Source organism: Enterobacter sp. RHBSTW-00175 (assembly GCF_013927005.1).
Classification (GTDB): domain Bacteria; phylum Pseudomonadota; class Gammaproteobacteria; order Enterobacterales; family Enterobacteriaceae; genus Enterobacter.
Genome location: NZ_CP055930.1, coordinates 3,724,633 through 3,747,602 on the forward strand (window position 1 = coordinate 3,724,633; position 22,970 = coordinate 3,747,602).

Here is a 22,970-nt window from a genome sequence, read left to right on the forward strand (position 1 = left end):
AAGGGGGGATTTCAGGCAACAAAAAACCCATCAACCTTGAACCAAAACGGCGGGGTTGATGGGCTCCACAAATTGGGGACATCAAAGAAAAGCAGTGGCACTAATTATGACTACCCCCTGAAAGAAAAGTTCTGCGCATATCTAAAATATTTTCGACTATGCGCAAATTTTCTCTCTATCCCAGTCCTGGCCAGATGATGATGATGAGTGTACCGGCGAGTGTCAGCAGGACGTTGGCGATAGCGTAGGTGCCCGCGTAACCCAGCGCCGGGATGTTGCTGCGCGCGGTGTCGCTGATGATTTCCATCGCCGGGGCGCAGGTACGCGCACCCATCATGGCGCCGAACAGCAGGGCGCGGTTCATGCGCAACACGTAAGCACCAAACAGGAAACAAATCACCACCGGCACCAGGCTGACGATAAGTCCGGAAACCAACATTTGCCAGCCGACAGAGCCCAGGCTGTGGCCAATGCCACTACCGGCGCTTAAACCCACCCCGGCCATAAACACCATCAGACCAAACTCTTTCACCATGTTCAGCGCACCCTGCGGGATATAACCGAAGGTCGGGTGGTTAGCTCGCAGGAAGCCAAGCATAATCCCGGCGAACAGCAGACCGGCGGCGTTACCGATGCCAAAACTAAAGTTGCTGAACTGGAAGGTGATCATCCCGATCATCAGGCCGACAATAAAGAAGGCGCAAAATGCCAGCAGGTCGGTCACCTGGCTGTGAATGGAGATAAAGCCGATGCGGTCAGCAACGGTTTTCACGCGACGCGCATCACCGCTCACTTGCAGCACATCACCTTTGTTCAGTACCACGTTATCGTCGATTGGCATCTCAATCTGGCTGCGGATCACGCGGTTTAAGAAACAACCGTGATCGGTCAGCTTCAGCTGCGCCAGGCGGCGGCCAACGGCATTATGGTTTTTCACCACAATCTCTTCGGTGACGATACGCATGTCGAGCAGATCGCGGTCGAACACCTCTTTACCGTTACGGAAGCTGGGGTCGAGGCGCGCGTGGGCATCAGGGTAGCCTACCAGAGCGATATCATCGCCCATCTGTAATACGGCATCGCCGTCGGGGTTTGCCAGAATGCCGTTACGGCGGATACGTTCGATGTAACAACCTGTCTGGCGGTAAATGCCCAGCTCGCGCAGATTTTTACCGTCGGCCCAGGCAACCAGCTCTGGCCCCACGCGATAGGCGCGAATAACCGGGAGATAGACTTTACGTTTGCTGTCGGTGTCCAGACCGCGCTCGCGGGCAATTTGCTGCGCGCTGGTCTGCAAATCCTGGTGCTGGAGTTTTGGCAGGTAACGCGCGCCAACAATCAGGCTCACCAGGCCAATCAGATAGGTCAGGGCATAGCCCAGGCTCAGGTGATCGAGTGCGGTTGAAAGGGAATCGCCCGCCATACCGGAGTGGCGAAGGGTATCGCCCGCACCCACCAGCACCGGCGTGGAGGTCATGGAGCCTGCCAGCATACCGGCCGTTAAGCCGATATCCCAGCCAAACAGTTTACCCAGACCTAACGCTATCAGTAGCGCGCTGCCGACCATCACCAGGGCCAGCATCAGGTAATTCTTACCGTCACGGAAGAAAATTGAAAAAAAGTTCGGGCCTGCTTCCACGCCAACACAAAAAATAAACAGCATAAAACCTAAGTTGAGCGCGTCCGTGTTAATGCTGAAATGCTGCTGACCTAATAATAAAGAAACGACTAAAACGCCAATCGAATTACCAAGTTGAACTGAACCCAGGCGTAATTTACCCAGGCAAAGGCCCAGTGCCAGTACCACAAATAATAACAGGATGTAATTCCCGTTTAACAAGTCTGCGACGTTTATATTCACGGAGGCTAACTTCTTGTTTACCAGTAAGTTGTTGAATGAAGAGGCTATTTGGGCTACTGTTTTGGGCGTCAGGGAAAAATCCTAAATCCCATACACCCTTAATTAATTCCGTAAAACAATAGCTGCGGGTTAGTTTAATCGTATTAGCGATCGGCGGCTACCTATTATCGCATTACCCTGTGCGGGCTTCGGCAAGGATTGCCACACTGCTTTATCTGACTGGGCGTCCACTGGACGAAAGTGTATTTGATAGAGAAGAAGTCAGGAGGATAGTTTGAACATTAAACGAAACTGGGCGGGCGTGATCAGCTGTTTTTTGCTCTTCACGGTGGTTTGCCTGTCTTTGGCCTTTAATGTGAAAGGGGCATTCAGGGCCTCAGGCCATCCGGAACTGGGTTTGCTCTTCTTCACCCTTCCGGGGGCGGCGGCCAGTTTTCTCTCTCGCCGGGGAGAGGTGGTCAAGCCGTTGTTGGGGGCAATGCTGGCCGCACCGTTATGCCTGTTACTGATGCGTCTGCTGTTTGTCACGACAAGAAGCTTCTGGCAGGAGCTGGCCTGGTTACTGAGCGGGGTTTTCTGGTGTGCGTTGGGCGCGCTGTGTTTCTTATTTGTTCGCAGCCTGATGCGCCAGCGGCGTCACCACAAATAAAAACGCCCTCGCGCTGAGGGCGTCTTACCATTACTGGGCGGCAAACAGGCCCAGGTTTTCTTTGGCGTAAGCTTCGAAATCAGTGCAGCCGCCAATGTGTTTCTGATCGAGGAAAATCTGCGGTACGGTTTCAACCGGTTTACCTACGGTTTTTTCCAGATCGGCTTTGCTGATCCCTTCCGCATGGATATCGACATAACGGAAGTTAAAGTCATCACGCTCTTCGGTCAGTTTTTCTGCCAGTTCTTTAGCGCGCACACAGTAAGGGCATCCTGGACGACCAAAAATTACTGCAAACATTTCTCTCTCCTCAAAAAACAAGCCTGACGGCGAATGGCACTTATATTGCACGATAACCTGCCGGAATGAAAAGAAGGTTTCACCTGTCGCTTTAATATCTTCAGGCTATGTTTGGCCAATTACATGCCCGGCATCTTTGCCTATACTGGCTGCCATACCGCGTACAGACCGACCAAAGAGAGACACCATGACGCCAACGATTGACCTGCTGCGTTCCCACCGCTCAATTCGCCATTTCACTGATGAACCCATTACCCAGGCGCAGCGCGAGGCGATTCTCGACAGTGCAAGAGGCACCTCAAGCTCCAGTTTTTTGCAGTGCTCCACCATTATCCGCATCACCGATGCACAACTGCGTGAGCAACTGGTCACGCTGACGGGCGGGCAGAAGCACGTCGCCCAGGCGGCTGAATTCTGGATCTTCTGCGCTGATTTCAACCGCCACCTGCAAATCTGCCCGGAGGCCGAACTGGGTCTTGCCGAACAACTGTTGCTGGGCGTGGTGGATACTGCGCTGATGGCGCAAAACGCGCTGACGGCGGCTGAGTCTTTAGGGCTTGGCGGCGTGTACATCGGCGGCCTGCGCAATAACATTGAGGCCGTCACTGAACTGCTACATCTGCCAAAACATGTGTTACCGCTGTTTGGCCTGTGCCTTGGCTGGCCTGCTGATAACCCGGATGTGAAGCCACGCTTGCCTGCGGCCATGATCATGCATGAAAACCGCTACCAGCCTGTCGATCAGGAATTACTGGCACAATACGACGAAGAGCTGGCGCACTACTACATGACGCGCGGCAGCAATACGCGTCGTGATACCTGGAGCGACCATATTCGCCGCACGATCATCAAAGAAAACCGCCCGTTTATTCTCGATTATTTGCATAAACAGGGTTGGGCGACGCGCTAGCACATTCATCCTGTGCCTCTCTGCCGCTATACACGTCATCCTTCAGGCTGCCTTGATTCAACTTGAATGATTTTGTGTATATGATACGCAGGCTTTTCCCATGTCTTTAGAGAGGTGCAGGGTGAAAATTGCCATTTTGTCCCGGGATGGAACGCTCTATTCATGCAAACGTCTGCGAGAAGCAGCGTCAATGCGCGGCCATCAGGTTGAAATCCTCGATCCGCTGTCCTGTTATATGAACATCGATCCGGCGGCGTCGTCCATTCACTATAAAGGCCGCCAGCTCCCGCTTTTCGATGCAGTGATACCGCGCATTGGATCTCAGATTACCTATTACGGCACCGCTGCGCTTCGCCAGTTCGAAATGCTCGGCAGCTACCCGCTTAACGAATCCGTCGCGATTTCCCGCGCCCGCGATAAGTTGCGTTCTCTGCAACTGCTGGCCCGCCAGGGCATCGATCTGCCCGTTACCGGGATTGCCCACTCGCCGGACGATACCAGCGACCTGATCGACATGGTGGGCGGCGCGCCGCTGGTGATCAAGCTGGTGGAAGGTACCCAGGGTATTGGCGTGGTATTGGCCGAAACGCGGCAGGCGGCGGAAAGCGTGATTGATGCGTTTCGCGGCCTCAATGCGCATATTCTGGTGCAGGAATATATTGAAGAAGCCAAAGGTTGCGACGTCCGCTGTCTGGTGGTTGGCGATGAAGTGGTTGCGGCCATCGAGCGCCAGGCGAAAAACGGGGACTTCCGTTCAAACCTGCACCGTGGTGGCGTGGCGCGGGTTGCCAACATCAGCGAACGTGAACGTGAAATCGCCGTTAAAGCGGCGCAGACGTTAGGCCTGGACGTAGCCGGTGTCGATATTCTGCGTGCCTCACGCGGCCCGCTGGTGATGGAAGTGAATGCATCCCCCGGGCTGGAAGGCATTGAGAAAACCACTGGCATTGATATCGCCGGGAAAATGATCGCCTGGATCGAACGCCACGCGACCCCTGGGTATTGCCTGAAAACGGGCGGTTAAATGGATTCGCACGCACTTTTTGCGTACTCTATGCGAAGTTATTTTTAAAGAGGCTGCACAGCTATGGATTTACAGGTCGTTCCTACACTGGATACGTTACGTCAATGGCTTGATGATGCGGGTATCACGTACTTTGAGTGCGATTCCTGCCAGGCACTGCATCTGCCGCATATGCAAAATTTCGACGGCGTGTTCGATGCCAAAATCGATCTGATCAACGACGTGATTCTTTTCTCGGCCCTTGCTGAAGTTAAACCTTCTGCGCTGCTGGCGCTGGCTTCCGATCTTTCGGCGATCAATGCCAGTTCTTTGACGGTGAAAGCATTTCTCGATATTCAGGATGATAATCTGCCAAAACTGGTTGTTTGCCAGTCTTTATTCTCCGGGGCAGGGGTGTCCTTCAAGCAATTTTCCTGGTTTATGCGCCTGAGCGAAGAGCAGATCTCTATGGTCATGCTGGAAGCCAGCGCACATCATCTGCTCTTTAGTAGTGAAGAGGAATCAGAGAATGATGATGCATCTCCCAATTTTCTCCACTAGTGCTGTCTGACTTTTGCGCAGTCGCTGCCAGAGCGACTGCATAACACCATTTTTTCTGCTGTCATTAACCTTTTTTTAAAGAATATTTCACCTCCCCTAAGGCCATTTCGGCTTATCACGTAGACATAACCTGCATAAAAAATTGATAAAAGGCGTTTTTTCGTCTGGGCTATAGCCGGAGACACGGGCTACAGTTATTCTTGCGATGCTTAAAAAAGCGAGCGGAATCTGCCGGGTAAAGAGATTTCTTTTTATTTTGAGCAGAGCGACAAACTATGCATGATTATTGCATATCTTCAGATTGCACAGTTTTAGTTCGTTTGTTAACGAGCTTTCAGAAGGAATAAAGATATGATCGCCTTGAATAAAAAATGGTTATCGGGTCTGGTTGCGGGTGCTCTGATGGCCGTCTCTGCCGGCACGCTCGCTGCGGAACAAAAAACGCTGCACGTTTACAACTGGTCTGACTATATTGCGCCAGACACGGTCGCGAATTTTGAAAAAGAGACCGGCATTAAAGTGGTCTACGACGTTTTCGATTCCAACGAGGTGCTGGAAGGAAAACTGATGGCGGGCAGCACCGGTTTTGACCTGGTGGTTCCTTCTGCAAGCTTCCTGGAGCGTCAGCTGACGGCAGGCGTCTTCCAGCCACTGGATAAGAGCAAGTTACCGAACTGGAAAAATCTCGATCCAGAAGTCCTGAAACTGGTGGCCAAACACGACCCGGACAACAAATACGCGATGCCATATCTGTGGGCGACCACCGGTATCGGCTTTAATGTTGATAAAGTCAAAGCGGCGCTGGGCCCGGACGTCAAGCTGGACAGCTGGGACGTAGTGCTGAAGCCAGAAAACCTTGAGAAGCTGAAAAGCTGCGGCGTTTCTTTCCTCGATGCGCCGGAAGAGATTTTCGCCACCGTGCTGAACTATCTGGGCAAAGATCCTAACAGCAATAAGGCTGATGACTACACCGGCCCGGCGACCGATCTGTTGCTGAAACTGCGTCCAAATATTCGCTACTTCCACTCATCTCAGTACATCAACGACCTGGCAAATGGTGACATCTGTGTGGCAATTGGCTGGGCAGGGGACGTGTGGCAGGCGGCTAACCGCGCGAAAGAGGCGAAAAACGGTGTGAACGTGTCTTACTTCATTCCGAAAGAGGGGGCGCTGGCCTTCTTTGACGTCTTCGCGATGCCGGCTGATGCAAAAAACAAAGACGAAGCGTATCAGTTCCTCAACTACCTGATGCGTCCTGACGTGATCGCCCACATCAGCGACCACGTTTATTACGCGAACGGTAACAAGGCTTCTGTGCCGCTGGTGAGTGAAGCGATCCGCAATAACCCGGCTATCTATCCGCCAGCGGATGTCTTCGCCAAGCTCTTCACCCTGAAAGTCCAGGATCCAAAAATTGACCGCGTACGTACCCGTGCGTGGACCAAGGTGAAAAGCGGTAAATAACATTTAGCGCGTCTGATGTAAGCCGGGCAAGCGTAGCGCGCCCGGCAACCGGCGCACCGATATGGTGCGCCTGCACCATGATTTGATTTATGCCGGAGAGCACCCCGTGAATGATGTGATCCCCCGCCCGCAGGCGAAAGTCCGTAAAGCGCTGACCCCGCTTCTTGAAATCCGCAACCTCACCAAATCCTTTGACGGCCAACATGCCGTAGACGATGTCAGCCTGACTATCTATAAAGGCGAAATTTTTGCTCTGCTCGGTGCATCCGGCTGCGGTAAATCTACGCTGCTGCGAATGCTGGCGGGTTTCGAGCAACCCACTGCCGGGCAGATTATGCTCGATGGTGTCGACCTCTCCAGCGTGCCGCCGTACCAGCGCCCAATCAACATGATGTTCCAGTCTTACGCCCTGTTCCCGCATATGACGGTAGAGCAGAATATCGCGTTCGGCCTGAAGCAGGACAAACTGCCTAAAGCCGAAATTACCGCGCGTGTGGCCGAAATGCTGAGCCTCGTACACATGCAGGAGTTCGCGAAGCGTAAACCGCATCAGCTCTCTGGCGGGCAACGTCAGCGTGTGGCGCTGGCGAGAAGCCTGGCGAAACGCCCGAAACTGCTGCTGCTCGATGAGCCAATGGGTGCGCTGGATAAAAAACTGCGCGACCGGATGCAGCTCGAAGTGGTGGATATCCTTGAACGTGTGGGCGTGACCTGCGTAATGGTGACCCACGACCAGGAAGAGGCGATGACCATGGCCGGGCGTATCGCGATCATGAATCGCGGTAAGTTCGTGCAGATTGGCGAGCCGGAGGAGATTTACGAACACCCGACTACCCGCTACAGCGCGGAGTTTATCGGTTCGGTCAACGTCTTCGAAGGGCTGCTGAAAGAGCGCCAGGAAGATGGTCTGGTCATCGAATCGCCTGGGTTGCAGCATCCGCTTAAGGTCGACCCGGATAACTCCGTCGTGGATAACGTGCCGGTGTATGTCGCGCTGCGTCCTGAGAAAATTATGCTCTGTGAAGACCCACCAGCCGATGGCTATAACTTTGCCGTGGGTGAAGTGGTGCACATTGCCTATCTGGGTGATCTCTCCATCTACCATGTCCGTCTGAAGAGTGGACAGATGCTCAGTGCCCAGTTGCAAAACGAACATCGCTACCGCAAAGGGTTGCCGACCTGGGGCGACGAAGTGCGTCTTTGCTGGGATGCGGATAGCTGCGTCGTGCTGACGGTATAAGGAGCGGACAATGAGTACACTTGAACCTCCAGCCCGCGTACAAAAACCGGGTGGTTTTGCGCACGGACTGACGCGCTTTAAGATGGCGCATGGGCGCAAGCTGGTGATCGCCATGCCTTATATCTGGCTGATCCTGCTGTTCCTGATGCCGTTTTTGATCGTTTTCAAAATCAGCCTGGCAGAGATGGCGCGGGCGATCCCGCCTTACACCAACCTGATGGATTGGGCTGACGGGCAACTGACCCTGACGCTGAATCTTGGCAACTTCCTGCAACTTACCGACGATCCGCTCTACTTTGAGGCCTATTTGCAGTCATTGCAGGTGGCGGCGATCTCGACGATCTGTTGCCTGTTGTTGGGGTACCCGCTCGCGTGGGCGGTGGCGCACAGTAAGCCATCGACGCGTAATATTCTGCTGTTGCTGGTGATTTTACCGTCGTGGACCTCGTTCCTGATCCGCGTGTATGCGTGGATGGGGATCCTGAAAAACAACGGTGTCCTGAACAACGTCCTGATGTGGCTTGGGGTTATCGATCAGCCGCTGACCATTTTGCATACCAACCTCGCGGTTTATATCGGGATTGTCTACGCCTACCTGCCATTTATGGTGTTACCAATTTATACCGCGCTGACGCGGATTGATTACTCGCTGGTGGAAGCCTCCCTTGATTTGGGCGCACGTCCGCTGAAAACCTTCTTTAGCGTGATTGTGCCGCTCACCAAAGGCGGGATTATTGCCGGTTCGATGCTGGTGTTTATCCCGGCGGTAGGGGAGTTTGTTATCCCTGAACTGCTCGGTGGCCCGGACAGCATCATGATTGGTCGCGTGCTGTGGCAGGAGTTCTTCAATAACCGTGACTGGCCGGTGGCGTCTGCGGTGGCGATTGTGATGTTGCTGCTGCTGATTGTGCCTATCATGTGGTTCCACAAGTATCAGCAAAAACAGATGGGGGATCACGGATGAACAACTTACCGGTAGTACGCTCCCCGTGGCGGATCCTGATCCTGGTGCTCGGGTTTACCTTCCTGTATGCGCCGATGCTGATGCTGGTTATTTACTCCTTTAACAGCTCGAAACTGGTGACGGTGTGGGCGGGCTGGTCGACGCGCTGGTACAGCGAGTTGTTCCACGATGATGCAATGATGAGCGCGGTGGGGTTAAGCCTGACCATTGCGGCGTGCGCCGCCACAATGGCCTCGATCCTCGGCACTATTGCCGCAATGGTGATGGTTCGCTTTGGGCGTTTTCGTGGGTCCAACGGCTTTGCGTTTATGATAACCGCGCCGCTGGTTATGCCAGACGTGATAACCGGCCTGTCGTTGTTACTGCTGTTCGTTGCACTGGCTCATGCAATTGGCTGGCCTGCGGACCGTGGAATGCTGACTATCTGGCTGGCTCACGTCACCTTCTGTACCGCCTACGTGGCCGTGGTTATCTCCTCGCGCCTGCGGGAACTGGATCATTCTATTGAAGAGGCAGCCATGGATCTTGGCGCCACGCCGCTGAAGGTGTTTTTCATCATTACCTTGCCGATGATTATGCCTGCGGTGATCTCCGGCTGGCTGCTGGCGTTTACCCTGTCTCTGGACGATCTGGTGATTGCCAGCTTTGTTTCCGGGCCGGGGGCGACAACCCTGCCGATGCTGGTCTTCTCCAGCGTGCGTATGGGGGTTAACCCAGAGATTAACGCCCTGGCCTCTATCATCCTCGGTGTGGTCGGCGTTGTCGGTTTTATCGCCTGGTATCTGATGGCGCGTGCTGAAAAACAACGCGTGCGTGATATCCAGCGTGCAAGACGCGGCTGAAGCATTTAAAATTTCCAGTGAAGTGCCGCGCGTGTCGCGGCACTGTTTTTCAGGGAAGTAAAACATTGGGATTCTTTAAAAAGTCACGTCAAACGCACGCCCGTCTGAACGTCCCTGCGCTAGTGCAGGTGGCGGCGCTCGCCATTATTATGATCCGCTGTCTTGATGTGCTGATGATTCTGAATACGCTGGGTGCGCGTGGTATCGGTGAGTTCATCCACCGCAGCGTGCAGACGTGGAACCTGACGCTGGTTTTTATGAGCAGTCTGGTGCTGGTGTTTGTTGAGATTTACTGTGCGTTTTCTCTGGTTAAAGGGCGTAACTGGGCGCGCTGGGTTTACCTGCTGACGCAAGTGGTGGCCACGGGTTACCTGTGGGCGGCCTCTCTGGGTTATGGTTACCCGGAGCTGTTCAGCATCGCAGGGGAATCCAAACGCGAGATTTTACGCGCGCTGTTTATGCAAAAACTGCCGGATATGCTGGTGCTCTGTTTACTCTTCGTTCCGGCCTCCAGTCGACGGTTCTTCCGCCTGCAATAATGTGTATAATCGCAGCCCTCGTTATTCTTAAGGTTTTCATATGCAGTGCGCACTCTATGACGCGGGTCGCTGTCGCTCCTGTCAGTGGATAGAACAGCCCGTCTCTCAACAACTCACCGCCAAAATGACCGATCTGCAACAGCTGCTGGCTGAACACGCGGTGGGCGAGTGGTGCGCACCGGTCAGCGGGCCTGAACAGGGTTTTCGCAATAAAGCCAAAATGGTGGTCAGCGGCAGTGTCGAAAAACCGCTGCTGGGGATGCTGCACCGCGACGGCACGCCGGAAGATTTAACAGATTGCCCGCTCTATCCTGCTTCGTTTGAACCGGTTTTCGCCGCGCTGAAGCCTTTTATCGCCCGCGCGGGATTAACGCCTTATAACGTGGCCCGCAAGCGCGGCGAGCTGAAATACCTCTTACTCACTGAAAGCCAGCGTGATGGCGGCATGATGCTGCGTTTTGTGCTGCGCTCAGAAGCCAAGCTGGAACAGCTGCGCACGGCGCTGCCGTGGCTTCAGGCACAGTTGCCACAGCTTAAGGTGATTACGGCAAATATTCAGCCGGTGCATATGGCAATCATGGAAGGGGACAAAGAAATCTTCTTCACCGAACAGCACGCACTGGCCGAAAGCTTTAACGATGTGCCGCTGTGGATCCGCCCGCAGAGCTTCTTCCAGACTAACCCGGTAGTGGCGAGCGCCCTGTACGCCACCGCCCGCGACTGGGTACGGGCGCTGAACATCAACCATATGTGGGATCTGTTCTGCGGAGTGGGCGGGTTTGGCCTGCACTGTGCCACGCCCGAAATGACGCTGACCGGGATTGAGATCTCCGCTGAGGCCATCGCCTGTGCAACGCAATCGGCGGCCGAGCTTGGGTTAACGAATCTTCATTTCCAGGCACTGGACTCCACGCAGTTTGCCACCGGGCAGGGCAAGGTGCCGGAGCTGGTGCTGGTGAATCCTCCGCGTCGTGGCATTGGTAAAGCGCTGTGCGACTACCTAAGCCAGATGGCGCCGGATTACATTGTCTATTCCAGCTGCAACGCACAGACCATGGCGAAAGACATTGCTCATCTGCCGGGTTACCGCGTTGAACGCGTTCAGCTTTTCGATATGTTCCCGCACACCGCGCACTATGAAGTGCTGACGTTGCTCGTTAAATCTTAAACAAAATGTGAACTCTTCCACCCTGCGAAATCAGGTAAGCTTAAGTCATCAGAATTAAATAAAGGCTTACCGATGAAGCAGATCCTGCTGGTGGAAGATGACCACGATATCGCCGCGCTCCTGCGCCTGAATCTGGAAGATGAAGGTTACGCCATTACCCACGAGCCGGACGGGGGGAAGGCGTTGCTGCGCCTGGAACAAACGCCCTGGGATGCCGTTATCCTCGATCTGATGCTCCCGACGGTCGACGGCCTTGAGATTTGCCGCCGCATTCGCCAGATGACCCGCTACCTGCCCATTATTATCATCAGCGCCCGCAGCAGTGAAACTGACCGTATTACCGGGCTTGAAACCGGGGCGGATGATTACCTCGCCAAACCGTTTTCGGTGCAGGAGCTGATTGCACGCATTAAAGCGCTGTTTCGTCGTCAGCAGGCGATGGGCCAGGCGCAAACCACCGGCAACATTCAGGCGCACGGCCTGACGCTCGAACCACTCAGCCGCAGTGTGCGTCTGCACGGGCAGGAGGTCGATCTCACACCACGCGAATTCGAGCTGCTGTACTTTTTTGCCCGTCATCCGGGGGAGGTATTCTCGCGACTGGCGTTGCTGGAGCAGGTCTGGGGATATCAGCACGAAGGCTACGAGCATACCGTTAACACCCATATCAACCGCTTGCGGATCAAGATTGAAAAAGATGCCGCAGAGCCGGAGATAATCCGAACGGTCTGGGGCAAAGGCTATAAATTTGCGGAGCAAAACGATGATGCGACGTTTTAGCCTGGGTCAGCGCCTGACGCTGCTGTTTGTTTTGCTCTTGCTGCTCTGTGCGGCGGTGGCCTGTCTGGTGCAAATGTACAGTAGCCAGCAATATGGCAACGCCATGGTACAGCGTCTTTCCAGCGGCCTGGCGCAACAGATTGTGCAGCGTGAGCCGATTCTGGATGCGCAGGGTAGGGTTGACCGCCTGGCGCTGAAACCCCTGTTTGATCGGCTGATGACTTTTAACCCGAGCGTAGAGCTGTATGTGGTTTCACCTGAGGGCGAACTGCTGGCAGACGCAGCGCCTGCGGGACATATCCAGCGGCAAAAAATCGACATCGCGCCGGTGCAAACCTTTCTTAGCGGGGCCGTGATGCCGGTGTATGGCGATGATCCGCGCAGTACCGATAAACAGAAAGTCTTCAGTGCGGTGCCGCTGCGTCAGGACGGGGAGTTACGCGGTTATCTGTACATTATCTTGCAGGGCGAAGAGTCGAACATTCTGGCGGATATTGCCTGGCATAAGGCGTTGTGGAGCACAGCGCTGTGGTCGTTGTTGCTGGTGGCGCTGTTTGGCCTGATGGCGGGATTACTGGTCTGGTATTGGGTGACGCGCCCGGTGAAGCGCCTGACGGTGGAAGTAGCCGGGCTGGAGCAGGACAGTATCAGTGCGATTAAACAGCTTGCTGCGCAGCCGCTGGCGCCGGCCACGGGTGATGAAGTGGCGACACTGCGTAATACCTTTATCGAACTGGCACGCAAAATCACCTCCCAGTGGGATCAACTGGCCGACAGCGACCGCCAGCGCCGGGAGTTTATCGCCAATATCTCTCATGATTTACGCACGCCGCTGACCTCGCTCCTGGGCTACCTGGAAACGTTGTCGCTGAAATCCGCCACCCTGACCCCGCAGGAACATCAGCAGTATCTGACCACCGCGTTGCGTCAGGGGCAGAAAGTGCGCCATCTCTCTCAGCAGCTGTTTGAACTGGCGCGTCTGGAGCATGGTGGCATCAGGCCACAGCGCGAGCGCTTCGCAATGGGGGAGCTTATTTCTGATGTCGCGCAAAAGTTTGAACTGACGGCGCGAACCCGTGCGCTTCAACTGCATATTGATGTGCCAGGCCCCTTGCCGCTGGTGAACGCCGACGTGTCGATGATTGAGCGCGTGGTGACCAATCTGCTGGATAACGCTATCCGTCATACGCCAACTGGCGGGGAAATTCGTCTGGCGGTATGGCAAGAAGATGAGCAGTTGCAGGTTGAAGTGGCGGACAGCGGAATGGGTGTGGATGCAGCGTTGCGTGATGATCTGTTTGTACGGCCTTCGGCGTTAAACACGCAGGCATCGCGGGATAACCGTGGCGGGCTGGGGTTGTTGATTGTTAAGCGAATGCTGGAGCTACACGGGGGGGGGATCAGGCTGATGGATTCGGTGAGCGGGGCGCGGTTTAGGTTCTTTGTACCCTTATAGAATTGCCGGATGGCGCTGCGCTTATCCGGCCTACAATTCCCCCCGTAGGCCGGGTAAGGTGCAGCCGTCACCCGGCAAAAACGATTACTGCGGGAACCACTGCTCGCTGATTTTCTGATAAGTGCCGTCAGCTTTAATCGCTTTCAGGGCGCCGTTCAGTTTTTCCAGCAATGCTTTGTTATCCGGGCGAACCGCGATACCCAGACCGGTGCCGAAGTACTGTGGATCGGTCACTTTCTCGGTTGCTGTACCCAGCTGCGGGTTGGTTTTCAGCCACTCGTTCACCACGGCGGTGTCACCAAACACGCCATCAATACGGCCGTTTTTCAGGTCGATAATCGCATTCTGGTAGCTGTCATAGGCCACGGTTTTCACTTCAGGATGTTTGTCCTGAAGGTATTTCTGGTGCGTGGTGCCGTTTTCCATACCGATGCGTTTGCCTTTCAGCTCGTCAAAGGATTTATAAGCACCTTTCTTCGCAATCACCACGGCGGAGTTCGCGTAGTACGGGTCGGTAAAGGAAACCTGCTTGCTACGCTCTGGCGTGATATCCATACCGGAGATCACCGCGTCGTATTTTTTGAATTTCAGCGACGGGATCAGGCTGTCAAAGGCGTGGTTGGTGAAAGTGCAGTCGGCCTGCATCTGTTTGCACAGCGCTTTTGCCAGGTCGATATCGAAACCGACGATCTGGTTGCTGGCATCCAGGGATTCAAAAGGTGGGTAAGTGGCCGATACGCCGAAATTGATTTTATCTGCGGCTGCTGCGCCAGCGGCGAAAGTTGCCAGTAATGCGGCCAGAACTAACTTTTTCATTTTAATACTCCCGTCTGTCAATCTGTCTTATGCGCCGTGTCTGCGGCATGGACGTACAATGCCAGTGATTGAATTTATATGCAATAAAAATGATTAAATATTATTTTATAAATAAAAAAAGACGGGCAGTGTTTAGACTTGCCCGTCTTCTTGATTTGTGATTATGCAAAAGATGATTTAATTACGGCGTTCAAACGCCAGCGCTTTGCGCTCGATTAAACGCATCATCAACGTCAGCAAACCATTCACCACCAGATACACCAGGCCCGCTGCGCCAAACACCATGACATCGTAAGTGCGTCCATACAGGAGCTGCCCGTGGCCCATCACTTCCATCAGCGTGATGGTGTAGGCCAGAGAGGTACTCTTGAATACCAGCACCACTTCGTTGGAATACGACGAGAGCGCACGTTTAAACGCATACGGCAGCAGGATAGCCAGCGTGTCTTTCTTGCTCATCCCCAGCGCACCGCAGGATTGCCATTGCCCTTCCGGGATCGCACGGATCGCACCGTAAAACAGCTGCGTGGTATAGGCCGCGCTGTTCAGCGAAAGTGCAATCAGGGCGCACAGCCACGGTTCGGAGAGCAGATGCCAGATAACCGGATAGTCCTGTAATGACGGGAACTGCCCTGGCCCGTAGTAAATCAGGAAGATCTGCACCAGCAGTGGCGTACCGGTAAACAGGGTGATGTAGCCGCGCACAATCCACACCAGCACTGGCGTTTTCAGCGTCAGGATGATGGTAAAAATAAGCGCCAGGATCAGAGCCACGATGATGGACGCCACCGTCAGCGTCAGGCTGGTGTGCAGCCCTTTCATCAGCTCGGGTAAATACTCAAGCATCAGCCTGGTCTCCGTTCAAAACGCGTTGCACGCAGGTCAATACGCTTAAGGATGTACTGACTCAGCAACGTGATCACCAGGTAGATAGCGGCGGCCACAATGTACCAGGTAAACGGCTCCTGGGTACGGGTCGCGATACTTTTGGTTTGCAGCATCAAATCGTTCACGCTGATAAGGCTCACCAGCGCCGTATCTTTCAGCAGAACCAGCCACTGATTACCCAGCCCCGGTAGGGCATGGCGCCACATCTGCGGCATCACCAGACGGAAGAAGATGGCGGATTTCGACAACCCCAGTGCCTGGCCGGATTCCCACTGCCCCTGAGGCACCGCTTTTAGCGCGCCGCGCAGCGTCTGCGACGCATAGGCAGAGTAGAGCAGGGAGAGCGCGATCACGCCGCACAGGAACGGGCTGACGTCAAAATTCTCAATCTGCATCTGAATCGGGATCTGTACCACACCAAGATTGATGGTGAAGCCATCTGACAGCATCAGCAGCAGCTGCGAGGAGCCGAAATAGATGAACAGGACCACCAGAATCTCGGGTAGTCCACGCAGCACGGTCACCAGCGCTGAGCCCGTCCAGGCGACGGGGAACCATTTAGCTGATTCCCACACCGCGAAGAACATCGCCAGCACCAGGCCGATAATGAGTGCGCAAACGGCAAGGCCGACGGTCATCCCGGCGGCGCTTGCTAAAGGAAAAATTTCATTCATCAGGAATTACTTCTGGAACCATTTTTTGTAGATGGTTTCGTAAGTGCCGTCTTTTTTCACTTTTTCCAGAGCGGCGTTGAATTTCTGCTGCAATTCGGTGTTGCCCTGGCGAACTGCGATACCCAGGCCGGTGCCGAAGTAATCTTTATCCGTCACTTTGTCGCCCACAGAGGCCAGCTTGTCGTTCGCTTTCAGCCACTCAGTTACCACGGCGGTATCACCAAATACGCCATCGATGCGGCCATTTTGCAGATCCAGCTTCGCGTTTTGATAGCTATCGTAAGGAACGGTGGTGATTTCCGGATGTTTATCCATGATGAATTTCTGGTGAGTTGTGCCGTTCTGCACGCCCACTTTCTTGCCTTTCAGCTGATCAACGGAGGTGTATTTTCCTTTTTGACCAATGAACAGGGCAGAGTTGTCATAGTAAGGAGTAGAGAACAGAACCTGTTTTTCACGCTCAGGGGTGATGTCCATGCCCGCCATTACGGCATCAATACGGCGGAACTTCAGGCTTGGGATCAGGCTGTCGAACGCCTGGTTGCTGAAGGTGCAGGTTGCATCGATCTCTTTACACAGGGCGTTAGCCAGATCGACATCGAAGCCAACAATTTTGTTGTTCGCATCGATGGATTCAAACGGAGGATAAGACGCTTCAGTGGCGAAACGAATAGTCTGGGCTGCGGTAGCGGAAAGGCTGACGCTCGCAAGCAGCGCTGCAATCAATACTTTTTTCATTATCATTTTCCCTAACACATCAGTGAGATAAGTAATTTTTAAAGGCATCGGTTTGTGGATTTGTGAAGCAGCTCGCATCGCCTTGCTCGACGATAAATCCGTTTTCCATGTAGACCACGCGGCTGGCGGTTTTGCGCGCCACTTCCACTTCATGGGTTACGATAACCTGCGTAATGTTGGTTTCCGCCAGTTCACGGATGATGCTCACGATCTGGGCGGTGATTTCCGGGTCGAGTGCCGCGGTCGGCTCATCAAACAGCAGCACGGCCGGTTCCATCATCAGTGCGCGGGCAATGGCCACACGCTGCTGCTGACCACCGGAAAGGTGCAGCGGATAACGATCGCTGTAAGGCTTAAGACGCAGACGTTCCAGCAGTTTTTCGGCACGAGCCATCGCCTGTTCTTTGCTTAAACCGAGCACGCGACAAGGCGCTTCAATCAGGTTTTGCAGTACGGTCAGGTGCGGCCAAAGATTGTATTGCTGAAACACCATTCCCACGTTCTGACGCAGTTCGCGAATGGCTTTATCAGACGGCGTTTTCGCGAAATCAAAGTGGTTACCGGCAATCGCCAGCGTACCTGAACGAGGCATTTCAAGCAGATTGAGGACACGCAGAAGGGAGCTTTTGCCTGCGCCGCTTGGGCCGAGCAAAACCAGCGTTTCGCCCTCTGGGCAGTTCAGCGTGATGTCGAACAGCGCCTGGTGTGCGCCGTAGAAGCAGTTAATGCCGTTTAGTTTAATACTCATCGGGGCAGTCTTTACTCATCCAGGCAATCTATAGCAATTGAGGCCGCAGATAGTACCGTTGACAGAATAGTTATGCAATATTTATGCGTTAAAAGTTAAATATAACCCGTAATACCTTCTAAACATAGCACAAAATAGCGAAGGGCAATGGCGGCGAGTATAAATGTCGGCATTCCGCATGAAATGCCGTACATTTTACGGGGTTAACAATTTTATAACGGATGGTTTAGCGGTTCTCAATCGACTGGCGCAGCGTGCCTGCCGGGGCATGAACACTGCCGCCCACGTAGCGTACGTCGTCGATAGCCCAGCACTGTCCTTCGCGGATCATCAGCACTTCATCCTGCCAGGATTGGGTTCCCTGGGTGAGCTTCACGCGCAGAGGAATGTTTCGCGCATCGGTATTAGGAATGGTGGATGCGCTGGCGACTTCGGCGCTGTCAGGGAGCGTTGTGCGGCTGGAGAAGGGATCGTCTTTCAGCAACGTATTATGCTGCGGATCGCGACTTGCATCATTCAGCAGTTTCGCCAGACCATCGCTCAGATACGGGCGCAGCGCGGTAATGTCATTATTGCGGTGCTGAATACGATAATCATAGAACTGCTGTGCCACAGTATCCGGACCACCGTCTATGCAGGGGCCGCTGCGCGTTCCGATATCCTTAAAAGCCGGTGTAACCGTCGTGGTGCAGGCGCTGAGCACCAGCGCGCATGGCACTAAAAGCGTTAAAGCAGAGTAGCGCATGTTGATTTCCTTATTTATTAACTATCCTTTCAATCATAGCGTAACGAACCGATAATGCTGGCTGAGTTGCACCCTAAGGCATTGAACGCTAAAGAAGGAGAGAAACGATGCAGTTTTCAACAACGCCAACCCTGGAAGGGCAGCCGATTATCGAGTATTGCGGTGTGGTAACGGGCGAAGCCATTCTGGGCGCGAATATCTTCCGCGACTTTTTTGCCGGTATCCGCGACATCGTCGGCGGGCGCTCTGGCGCATATGAAAAAGAGCTGCGTAAAGCGCGCGAAATTGCGTTCAAAGAGCTGGGCGAGCAGGCCAAAGCGCTGGGCGCTGATGCGGTTGTCGGGATTGATATCGACTACGAAACGGTAGGCAAAGATGCCAGTATGCTGATGGTGAGCGTCAGCGGCACGGCGGTGAAAACCCGCCGATGAAGCGTTTGCTCTCCACGCTCCTGCTGGCGCTGTTGCTGGCAGGGTGTGCCACTGAAAAAGGCATTGTCGATAAAGGCGCATATGAGCTGGATACCCGCCACCAGGCGCAGGCCGCGTATCCGCGTATTAAGGTGTTGGTTATTCACTACACCGCCGATGATTTTGACAGCTCGCTGGCAACACTGACGGATAAAAACGTCAGCTCACATTATTTGATCCCCGCACATCCTCCCGCACCTGACGGTAAACCGCGCATCTGGCAACTGGTGCCGGAGAGTGAGCTTGCCTGGCACGCGGGTATTAGCTTCTGGCGTGGCACGAACCGTATAAATGATACCTCTGTGGGGATTGAGCTGGAAAACCGCGGCTGGCAGAAAACGGGCGGAAATAAAACGTTCACGCCGTTTGAACCGGCGCAAATTGCCGCGCTTATCCCGCTTGTGAAAGACATTATTGCCCGTTACCACATCAAACCGGAAAACGTGGTCGCGCATTCCGATATTGCCCCACAGCGCAAAGACGACCCAGGCCCGCTGTTCCCGTGGCGTGAGCTTGCGCAGCAGGGTATTGGCGCATGGCCCGATCCGGCGCGCGTCGCGTTCTATATCAATGGACGGCCACCTTCTCAGCCAGTGGAAACTACCGCGTTGCTGGATTTACTCGCGCGTTACGGTTATGAGGTCCCGGAAAATAGTACCGAGGCTCAGCAAAAACGGGTGATTACGGTATTTCAGATGCATTTCCGCCCACAACGCTGGGATGGTGTAGCTGATATAGAAACAATGGCTATTGCCGAAGCGCTTTTAGAGAAATACGGGCAGGGGTGATCCTTCGGTATCACCCGAATTCTTACACTTTTCCATCACTTGCTTGAGATTAATCTTAAGTTCAATCTCAATTAATTTATAGTTAATTGACTTAAAATTACCCGAGTTTAATATAGACACATAGCTTGCTAAGCATCTTCAGGGATTACGTTAATACTTATTGTCTATTTTCAGTAACTGATCCTGGTTTTGATTCAATAATACGCCGGGTAATTTAATTCACTGGCATGTGTATTCTATATTAATAATTTAATCATCTTAAACGGGTATAACAATGTTAAGCATTTACGGTAAAAAACTGCGTCCACACGATGAAATGGAAACCATTATTTCTGCAACGTCATCGTATGAAGAAAAAACGTTAAAGAAATGGCAGAAAATCTCGACGGTAGATTCTGAGTATATTCATGTTATCGTCAGCGGTGAAGTTGAGTTCCGCCGTGCATCTGACGAGCTGTGCATGTTTACATTACAAGGGCAGTGCATTTTTGGTCTGTCAGCTATTTTTTATAACTCCTCTCATATGTACGGCCTGGTGCGAGCAAACACGGTAGTGCGCTCTATCAAAAAAGACGATTTTGCACGCCTGATGACAGAGAAAAACCTGTGGCCTGAGCTTACCAAAGTGCTCTCATGGTATATCTGCCTGCTGAGCAAGCGCGATGACGTGCTGGTTGCCCGCAGTGCCTATTCCGTTGTCCGCGAATTTTTACTTGAGATCAATGAACTGATTGTAAATCATCAACGTGATATCAACGTTTATGATTACATTCAGGAATACACCAACCTGGCGCGGAGTACCATTATTAAAATCCTCTCAGACCTGAAAAAAGGACAATATATTGTTGTCGAGAAAGGTCGCCTGATTAATATGACATCATTGCCAGAAAAATATTGATTATTCCAGCCGATCTCCTTTCTTAACTAAAGGAGACTGTTTTATCTCTTTATTAATGCTGTGTTTTTGTGAAATATCCTGCGTTTCGTCAACGGGCGGCGCGGGAATTTTCCCCTGCGAGTAATCCTGCTGTTGTTCCTGCAATGCCTGCTTAAATAATTCTTTTAATGATGCATCGTTATTATCCGCACTGTCGGAGGCAATATCATGCGCTTCTGTTCCTGGCAAGGTATCCCGTGAAGTGTCATGAGCAACATTGCCATCCGGTGCTTGTTGCCAGTCGGCATCATCGCTATTGAGCGGCAGATCCTGCATTGCCGGCAGATGCGCACTTTCATGCTGAGGTGCCGGTTTCGGTTGCGGGAACGGTTTGCTTACATACACATAATGCATATCTGAAAGTTGGGTTTCCGGCTTTGCGATGCTCACTTTTACCGGCTCAGGTGCCGGGTGTCGCAGGTTCCAGTAAGTGTGGGCATAAAGCCCGGTTATCAGCATGGCGCACAAACCCACTATCCATAACAGGAATAGGCCAGCGATCTTTTTAACGTCGGGAAAACGATACGAAAACCAGACGGCTTCCCCGGTGGTGTAACTGCGCTGGGCCGCAAGACATATCGTGGACATTATGATTGTTTCTCCTGCGTTTTCGCCCCGGCGGCTGGCTGAGATGCCTGAATAAGTACGCTGGGGGTCGTGTTGGTCACACGCATCAGTTGCATCAGCGTGTCTTCACCTGGAATACCATCTACGTGCAGGTTCATTTGTTGCTGGAAAATACGGGTGCGTTGCATTAGTTCTGCCGTCCAGCTTTGGGCTTGTGTTTCCGGGCGGGAAAGCGCCTGGCTCAGCTGGCTGTCGAGCCACGCAATATCTTTATTGCTGCTGGCTGCGCTGATCTCATCTTTACCTGCGGGCGTCAGACGGTGCAGCTGGGTGTAATTCCCGGTGGCATGTTGGTTGAACCAGCTGCGGCTCACCTGCCAGGTGCGGTTATTCATTAACAGATCCATGGAGTCATTCCCGGCGCGGGCAACAACGGCATAGTTAAGATGATTGCCGGTTTTCAGTTCACTCACCCACGGGTAACCCTCCTGTGCCAGCTCTGCCACCGGGGCACTGCCTTGTTTGCACATCAGGTTCACCTTCGCGGCGTTCTGGCACAGCGCATCCTCTGCCGAGGCATCGTAACCCCACATGAGATACAGCTGATGCATTGCATCCGGCTGGTTAACCATTTCGCCATCAATTGCAGGAGCCACCGGCATTTTTACCTGCGGTTTTTGTTGTTTCCAGCTTGCCGGAACGGGCAGCTGAACAGGCAGTTTTGCGCTAAGGGTGGATGTCAGATACCAGCCGCAGGCGGCGAAGAGTACAGAGGCAAACAATCCAACGGTGGCCAGCTGTTTACGGTGGCTCACTGGCGGAAGGGCTTCGCCTGCCGCGAGGCGTAAATGGCGCGGCCCAACCATCGGAGCGCGTTCTGTCCATGCGGCCAGCATCGACAGATGGGCAAGTTCATTCAGTTTACTGATGTTGCCTTTGGTCAACGCGTGAAATTTACGCACGCGGGCAGGAGCCAAAGGGGATGTTTCAGCGCCATGCTCTTCACACTGAGCCTGCACATAACTGAGAAATTCGCGGCAGGTCAGCGCCCGGAGAGCGTGGTGCGTATGCACATATTCCCGAAGACCGGACTGCGCCAGCAGGTGAGCTTCCTGTTCGGCTGCGCCCATCAGTACCACTGACAACGAAATCTCGCGCTCCTGAGCACGGGTCAACAACATAGCGAGCAGATCATGACAGCTCTCTTTCATTGCTTCGATATGCGAAATCACCAGCACCTGATGCGTTGCTCTGCGCGAGGATGACGCCTGCTGCCAGTGGCCCAGTACCATATCAATCGCCTGAATACGGGACGCACTCTCTTTGGTGCCAGGGTTGAGTTTATACAGCAGGCTGCTGGCGCTCAGTTTCGGGAAGGCATTAATTGCCAGGACTGTCTGGTCGCCTTTCTTTAAGGCATCACCAAACTGACGGGTCAGTTGAGCATCGTTGCAAAAGAGTCCAGTTACCCCCACCTGCCGGGTTTTTTCTTTCAACAGGTTAAATACATCCTGGTGATAGGGAACGAAAAAGTCGCCTGACAGGCGAGTGACTTTTCTGAATGGCGGAGTGTGAAAGTTGAAATGACTCTGATACATAACGTCTTACCGGCTCTTTATATGAATAGCAATGGTGCGAAAAGTAAGGTAAGCCGGGGTTCCGGTCAATTTACAAACAGGGTAAAAATAACCTCCTGATACGCCTTAACATCTGGTTTTTTAACGGTCAATATTTTTCTGTATGAAAGTTAATGGCAATGCCAGTAGTCGATAACGAACCGCCTGACTATTATTTGCATCACATATTGGCGCAGCACGCTGCTGCTTATTTTCGCTTTGCTAAAGGCCAGATGAATAATGAGG

At 53.3% G+C, this 22,970-nt stretch carries 25 protein-coding genes; 15 read left to right on the forward strand and 10 right to left on the reverse strand.

Features of this window, described 5'->3' with window-relative positions:
• Window positions 1–175: 175 nt before the first annotated feature.
• Window positions 176–1,861, reverse strand: coding sequence for an aspartate:alanine antiporter (locus HV107_RS17705; RefSeq protein WP_182060160.1), 1,686 nt, complete (start codon window positions 1,859–1,861; stop codon window positions 176–178).
• 274 nt (window positions 1,862–2,135) lie between these two features.
• Between HV107_RS17705 and HV107_RS17710 the strand changes: the two genes are divergently transcribed.
• Complete coding sequence (locus tag HV107_RS17710) at window positions 2,136–2,510, forward strand: inner membrane protein YbjM (RefSeq protein ID WP_182060161.1); 375 nt, start codon at window positions 2,136–2,138, stop codon at window positions 2,508–2,510.
• 30 nt (window positions 2,511–2,540) lie between these two features.
• Here HV107_RS17710 and HV107_RS17715 read toward each other — a convergent pair whose 3' ends face one another.
• Complete coding sequence (locus tag HV107_RS17715; RefSeq protein ID WP_014069504.1) at window positions 2,541–2,810, reverse strand: GrxA family glutaredoxin; 270 nt, start codon at window positions 2,808–2,810, stop codon at window positions 2,541–2,543.
• Between the two features lie 187 nt (window positions 2,811–2,997).
• Here HV107_RS17715 and nfsA point away from each other — a divergent pair, with 187 nt between their 5' ends.
• From nfsA to HV107_RS17770, 11 genes are all read left to right on the forward strand, one after another.
• Window positions 2,998–3,720: a nitroreductase NfsA gene (gene nfsA / locus HV107_RS17720; protein ID WP_182060162.1), complete on the forward strand. Its 723-nt coding sequence runs from the start codon at window positions 2,998–3,000 to the stop codon at window positions 3,718–3,720.
• A 121-nt stretch (window positions 3,721–3,841) separates the two neighbouring features.
• Window positions 3,842–4,744: a 30S ribosomal protein S6--L-glutamate ligase gene (gene rimK / locus HV107_RS17725; RefSeq protein ID WP_182060163.1), complete on the forward strand. Its 903-nt coding sequence runs from the start codon at window positions 3,842–3,844 to the stop codon at window positions 4,742–4,744.
• Between the two features lie 63 nt (window positions 4,745–4,807).
• The gene (locus HV107_RS17730) at window positions 4,808–5,284 is read left to right on the forward strand and encodes a YbjN domain-containing protein (protein WP_182060164.1); all 477 of its coding nucleotides are present in this window, start codon (window positions 4,808–4,810) and stop codon (window positions 5,282–5,284) included.
• Between the two features lie 351 nt (window positions 5,285–5,635).
• The gene (gene potF, locus HV107_RS17735; RefSeq protein WP_182060165.1) at window positions 5,636–6,748 is read left to right on the forward strand and encodes a spermidine/putrescine ABC transporter substrate-binding protein PotF; all 1,113 of its coding nucleotides are present in this window, start codon (window positions 5,636–5,638) and stop codon (window positions 6,746–6,748) included.
• A 106-nt stretch (window positions 6,749–6,854) separates the two neighbouring features.
• The gene (potG, locus tag HV107_RS17740) at window positions 6,855–7,988 is read left to right on the forward strand and encodes a putrescine ABC transporter ATP-binding subunit PotG (protein ID WP_182060166.1); all 1,134 of its coding nucleotides are present in this window, start codon (window positions 6,855–6,857) and stop codon (window positions 7,986–7,988) included.
• Window positions 7,989–7,998: 10 nt separating this feature from the next.
• Entirely contained in the window at window positions 7,999–8,952 is a 954-nt protein-coding gene (potH, locus tag HV107_RS17745) for a putrescine ABC transporter permease PotH (RefSeq protein ID WP_166717117.1), read from the forward strand.
• A complete protein-coding gene (gene potI, locus HV107_RS17750; protein WP_182060167.1) occupies window positions 8,949–9,794 on the forward strand; it encodes a putrescine ABC transporter permease PotI in 846 nt (281 codons plus the stop codon). The genes potH and potI overlap by 4 nt, the downstream gene beginning before the upstream one ends.
• A gap of 17 nt (window positions 9,795–9,811) precedes the next feature.
• Window positions 9,812–10,333: a YbjO family protein gene (locus tag HV107_RS17755; protein ID WP_182060168.1), complete on the forward strand. Its 522-nt coding sequence runs from the start codon at window positions 9,812–9,814 to the stop codon at window positions 10,331–10,333.
• A 40-nt stretch (window positions 10,334–10,373) separates the two neighbouring features.
• Complete coding sequence (gene rlmC, locus HV107_RS17760) at window positions 10,374–11,501, forward strand: 23S rRNA (uracil(747)-C(5))-methyltransferase RlmC (protein ID WP_182060169.1); 1,128 nt, start codon at window positions 10,374–10,376, stop codon at window positions 11,499–11,501.
• A gap of 72 nt (window positions 11,502–11,573) precedes the next feature.
• Window positions 11,574–12,281, forward strand: a complete 708-nt coding sequence (locus tag HV107_RS17765; RefSeq protein ID WP_182060170.1) for a response regulator transcription factor — start codon at window positions 11,574–11,576, stop codon at window positions 12,279–12,281.
• A complete protein-coding gene (locus HV107_RS17770) occupies window positions 12,265–13,737 on the forward strand; it encodes a sensor histidine kinase KdpD (RefSeq protein ID WP_182060171.1) in 1,473 nt (490 codons plus the stop codon). The genes HV107_RS17765 and HV107_RS17770 overlap by 17 nt, the downstream gene beginning before the upstream one ends.
• Window positions 13,738–13,821: 84 nt before the next feature.
• Here the strand turns inward: HV107_RS17770 and artJ are convergent, their stop codons facing one another.
• The 6 genes from artJ to HV107_RS17800 all read right to left on the reverse strand — a co-directional run bounded on the left by artJ (window position 13,822) and on the right by HV107_RS17800 (window position 18,346).
• Window positions 13,822–14,553, reverse strand: coding sequence for an arginine ABC transporter substrate-binding protein ArtJ (gene artJ, locus HV107_RS17775; RefSeq protein WP_182060172.1), 732 nt, complete (start codon window positions 14,551–14,553; stop codon window positions 13,822–13,824).
• A gap of 177 nt (window positions 14,554–14,730) precedes the next feature.
• A complete protein-coding gene (gene artM / locus HV107_RS17780) occupies window positions 14,731–15,399 on the reverse strand; it encodes an arginine ABC transporter permease ArtM (RefSeq protein WP_182060173.1) in 669 nt (222 codons plus the stop codon).
• Window positions 15,399–16,115, reverse strand: coding sequence for an arginine ABC transporter permease ArtQ (gene artQ / locus HV107_RS17785; RefSeq protein ID WP_182060174.1), 717 nt, complete (start codon window positions 16,113–16,115; stop codon window positions 15,399–15,401). Before artQ ends, artM begins: the two co-directional genes overlap by 1 nt.
• A gap of 6 nt (window positions 16,116–16,121) precedes the next feature.
• The gene (artI, locus tag HV107_RS17790) at window positions 16,122–16,853 is read right to left on the reverse strand and encodes an arginine ABC transporter substrate-binding protein ArtI (RefSeq protein ID WP_182060175.1); all 732 of its coding nucleotides are present in this window, start codon (window positions 16,851–16,853) and stop codon (window positions 16,122–16,124) included.
• 19 nt (window positions 16,854–16,872) lie between these two features.
• Entirely contained in the window at window positions 16,873–17,601 is a 729-nt protein-coding gene (gene artP / locus HV107_RS17795; RefSeq protein ID WP_182060176.1) for an arginine ABC transporter ATP-binding protein ArtP, read from the reverse strand.
• Window positions 17,602–17,827: 226 nt separating this feature from the next.
• Window positions 17,828–18,346 (reverse strand): lipoprotein, encoded by a 519-nt coding sequence (locus HV107_RS17800; RefSeq protein WP_182060177.1) that lies wholly within the window; start codon window positions 18,344–18,346, stop codon window positions 17,828–17,830.
• 107 nt (window positions 18,347–18,453) lie between these two features.
• Between HV107_RS17800 and HV107_RS17805 the strand changes: the two genes are divergently transcribed.
• The 3 genes from HV107_RS17805 (at window position 18,454) to HV107_RS17815 (ending at window position 20,502) form a co-directional block, all read left to right on the forward strand.
• The gene (locus tag HV107_RS17805) at window positions 18,454–18,777 is read left to right on the forward strand and encodes a heavy metal-binding domain-containing protein (RefSeq protein ID WP_112012253.1); all 324 of its coding nucleotides are present in this window, start codon (window positions 18,454–18,456) and stop codon (window positions 18,775–18,777) included.
• Window positions 18,774–19,604: an N-acetylmuramoyl-L-alanine amidase gene (locus tag HV107_RS17810; RefSeq protein WP_182060178.1), complete on the forward strand. Its 831-nt coding sequence runs from the start codon at window positions 18,774–18,776 to the stop codon at window positions 19,602–19,604. Before HV107_RS17805 ends, HV107_RS17810 begins: the two co-directional genes overlap by 4 nt.
• 274 nt (window positions 19,605–19,878) lie before the next feature.
• Entirely contained in the window at window positions 19,879–20,502 is a 624-nt protein-coding gene (locus HV107_RS17815) for a helix-turn-helix domain-containing protein (RefSeq protein WP_182060179.1), read from the forward strand.
• Here the strand turns inward: HV107_RS17815 and HV107_RS17820 are convergent, their stop codons facing one another.
• Together HV107_RS17820 and HV107_RS17825 are read right to left on the reverse strand one after the other, a co-directional pair.
• The gene (locus tag HV107_RS17820) at window positions 20,503–21,129 is read right to left on the reverse strand and encodes a hypothetical protein (RefSeq protein WP_182060180.1); all 627 of its coding nucleotides are present in this window, start codon (window positions 21,127–21,129) and stop codon (window positions 20,503–20,505) included. It abuts the gene before it with no gap.
• Window positions 21,129–22,706 (reverse strand): peptidoglycan-binding protein, encoded by a 1,578-nt coding sequence (locus HV107_RS17825; protein WP_182060181.1) that lies wholly within the window; start codon window positions 22,704–22,706, stop codon window positions 21,129–21,131. The genes HV107_RS17820 and HV107_RS17825 overlap by 1 nt, the downstream gene beginning before the upstream one ends.
• Window positions 22,707–22,970: the final 264 nt, after the last annotated feature.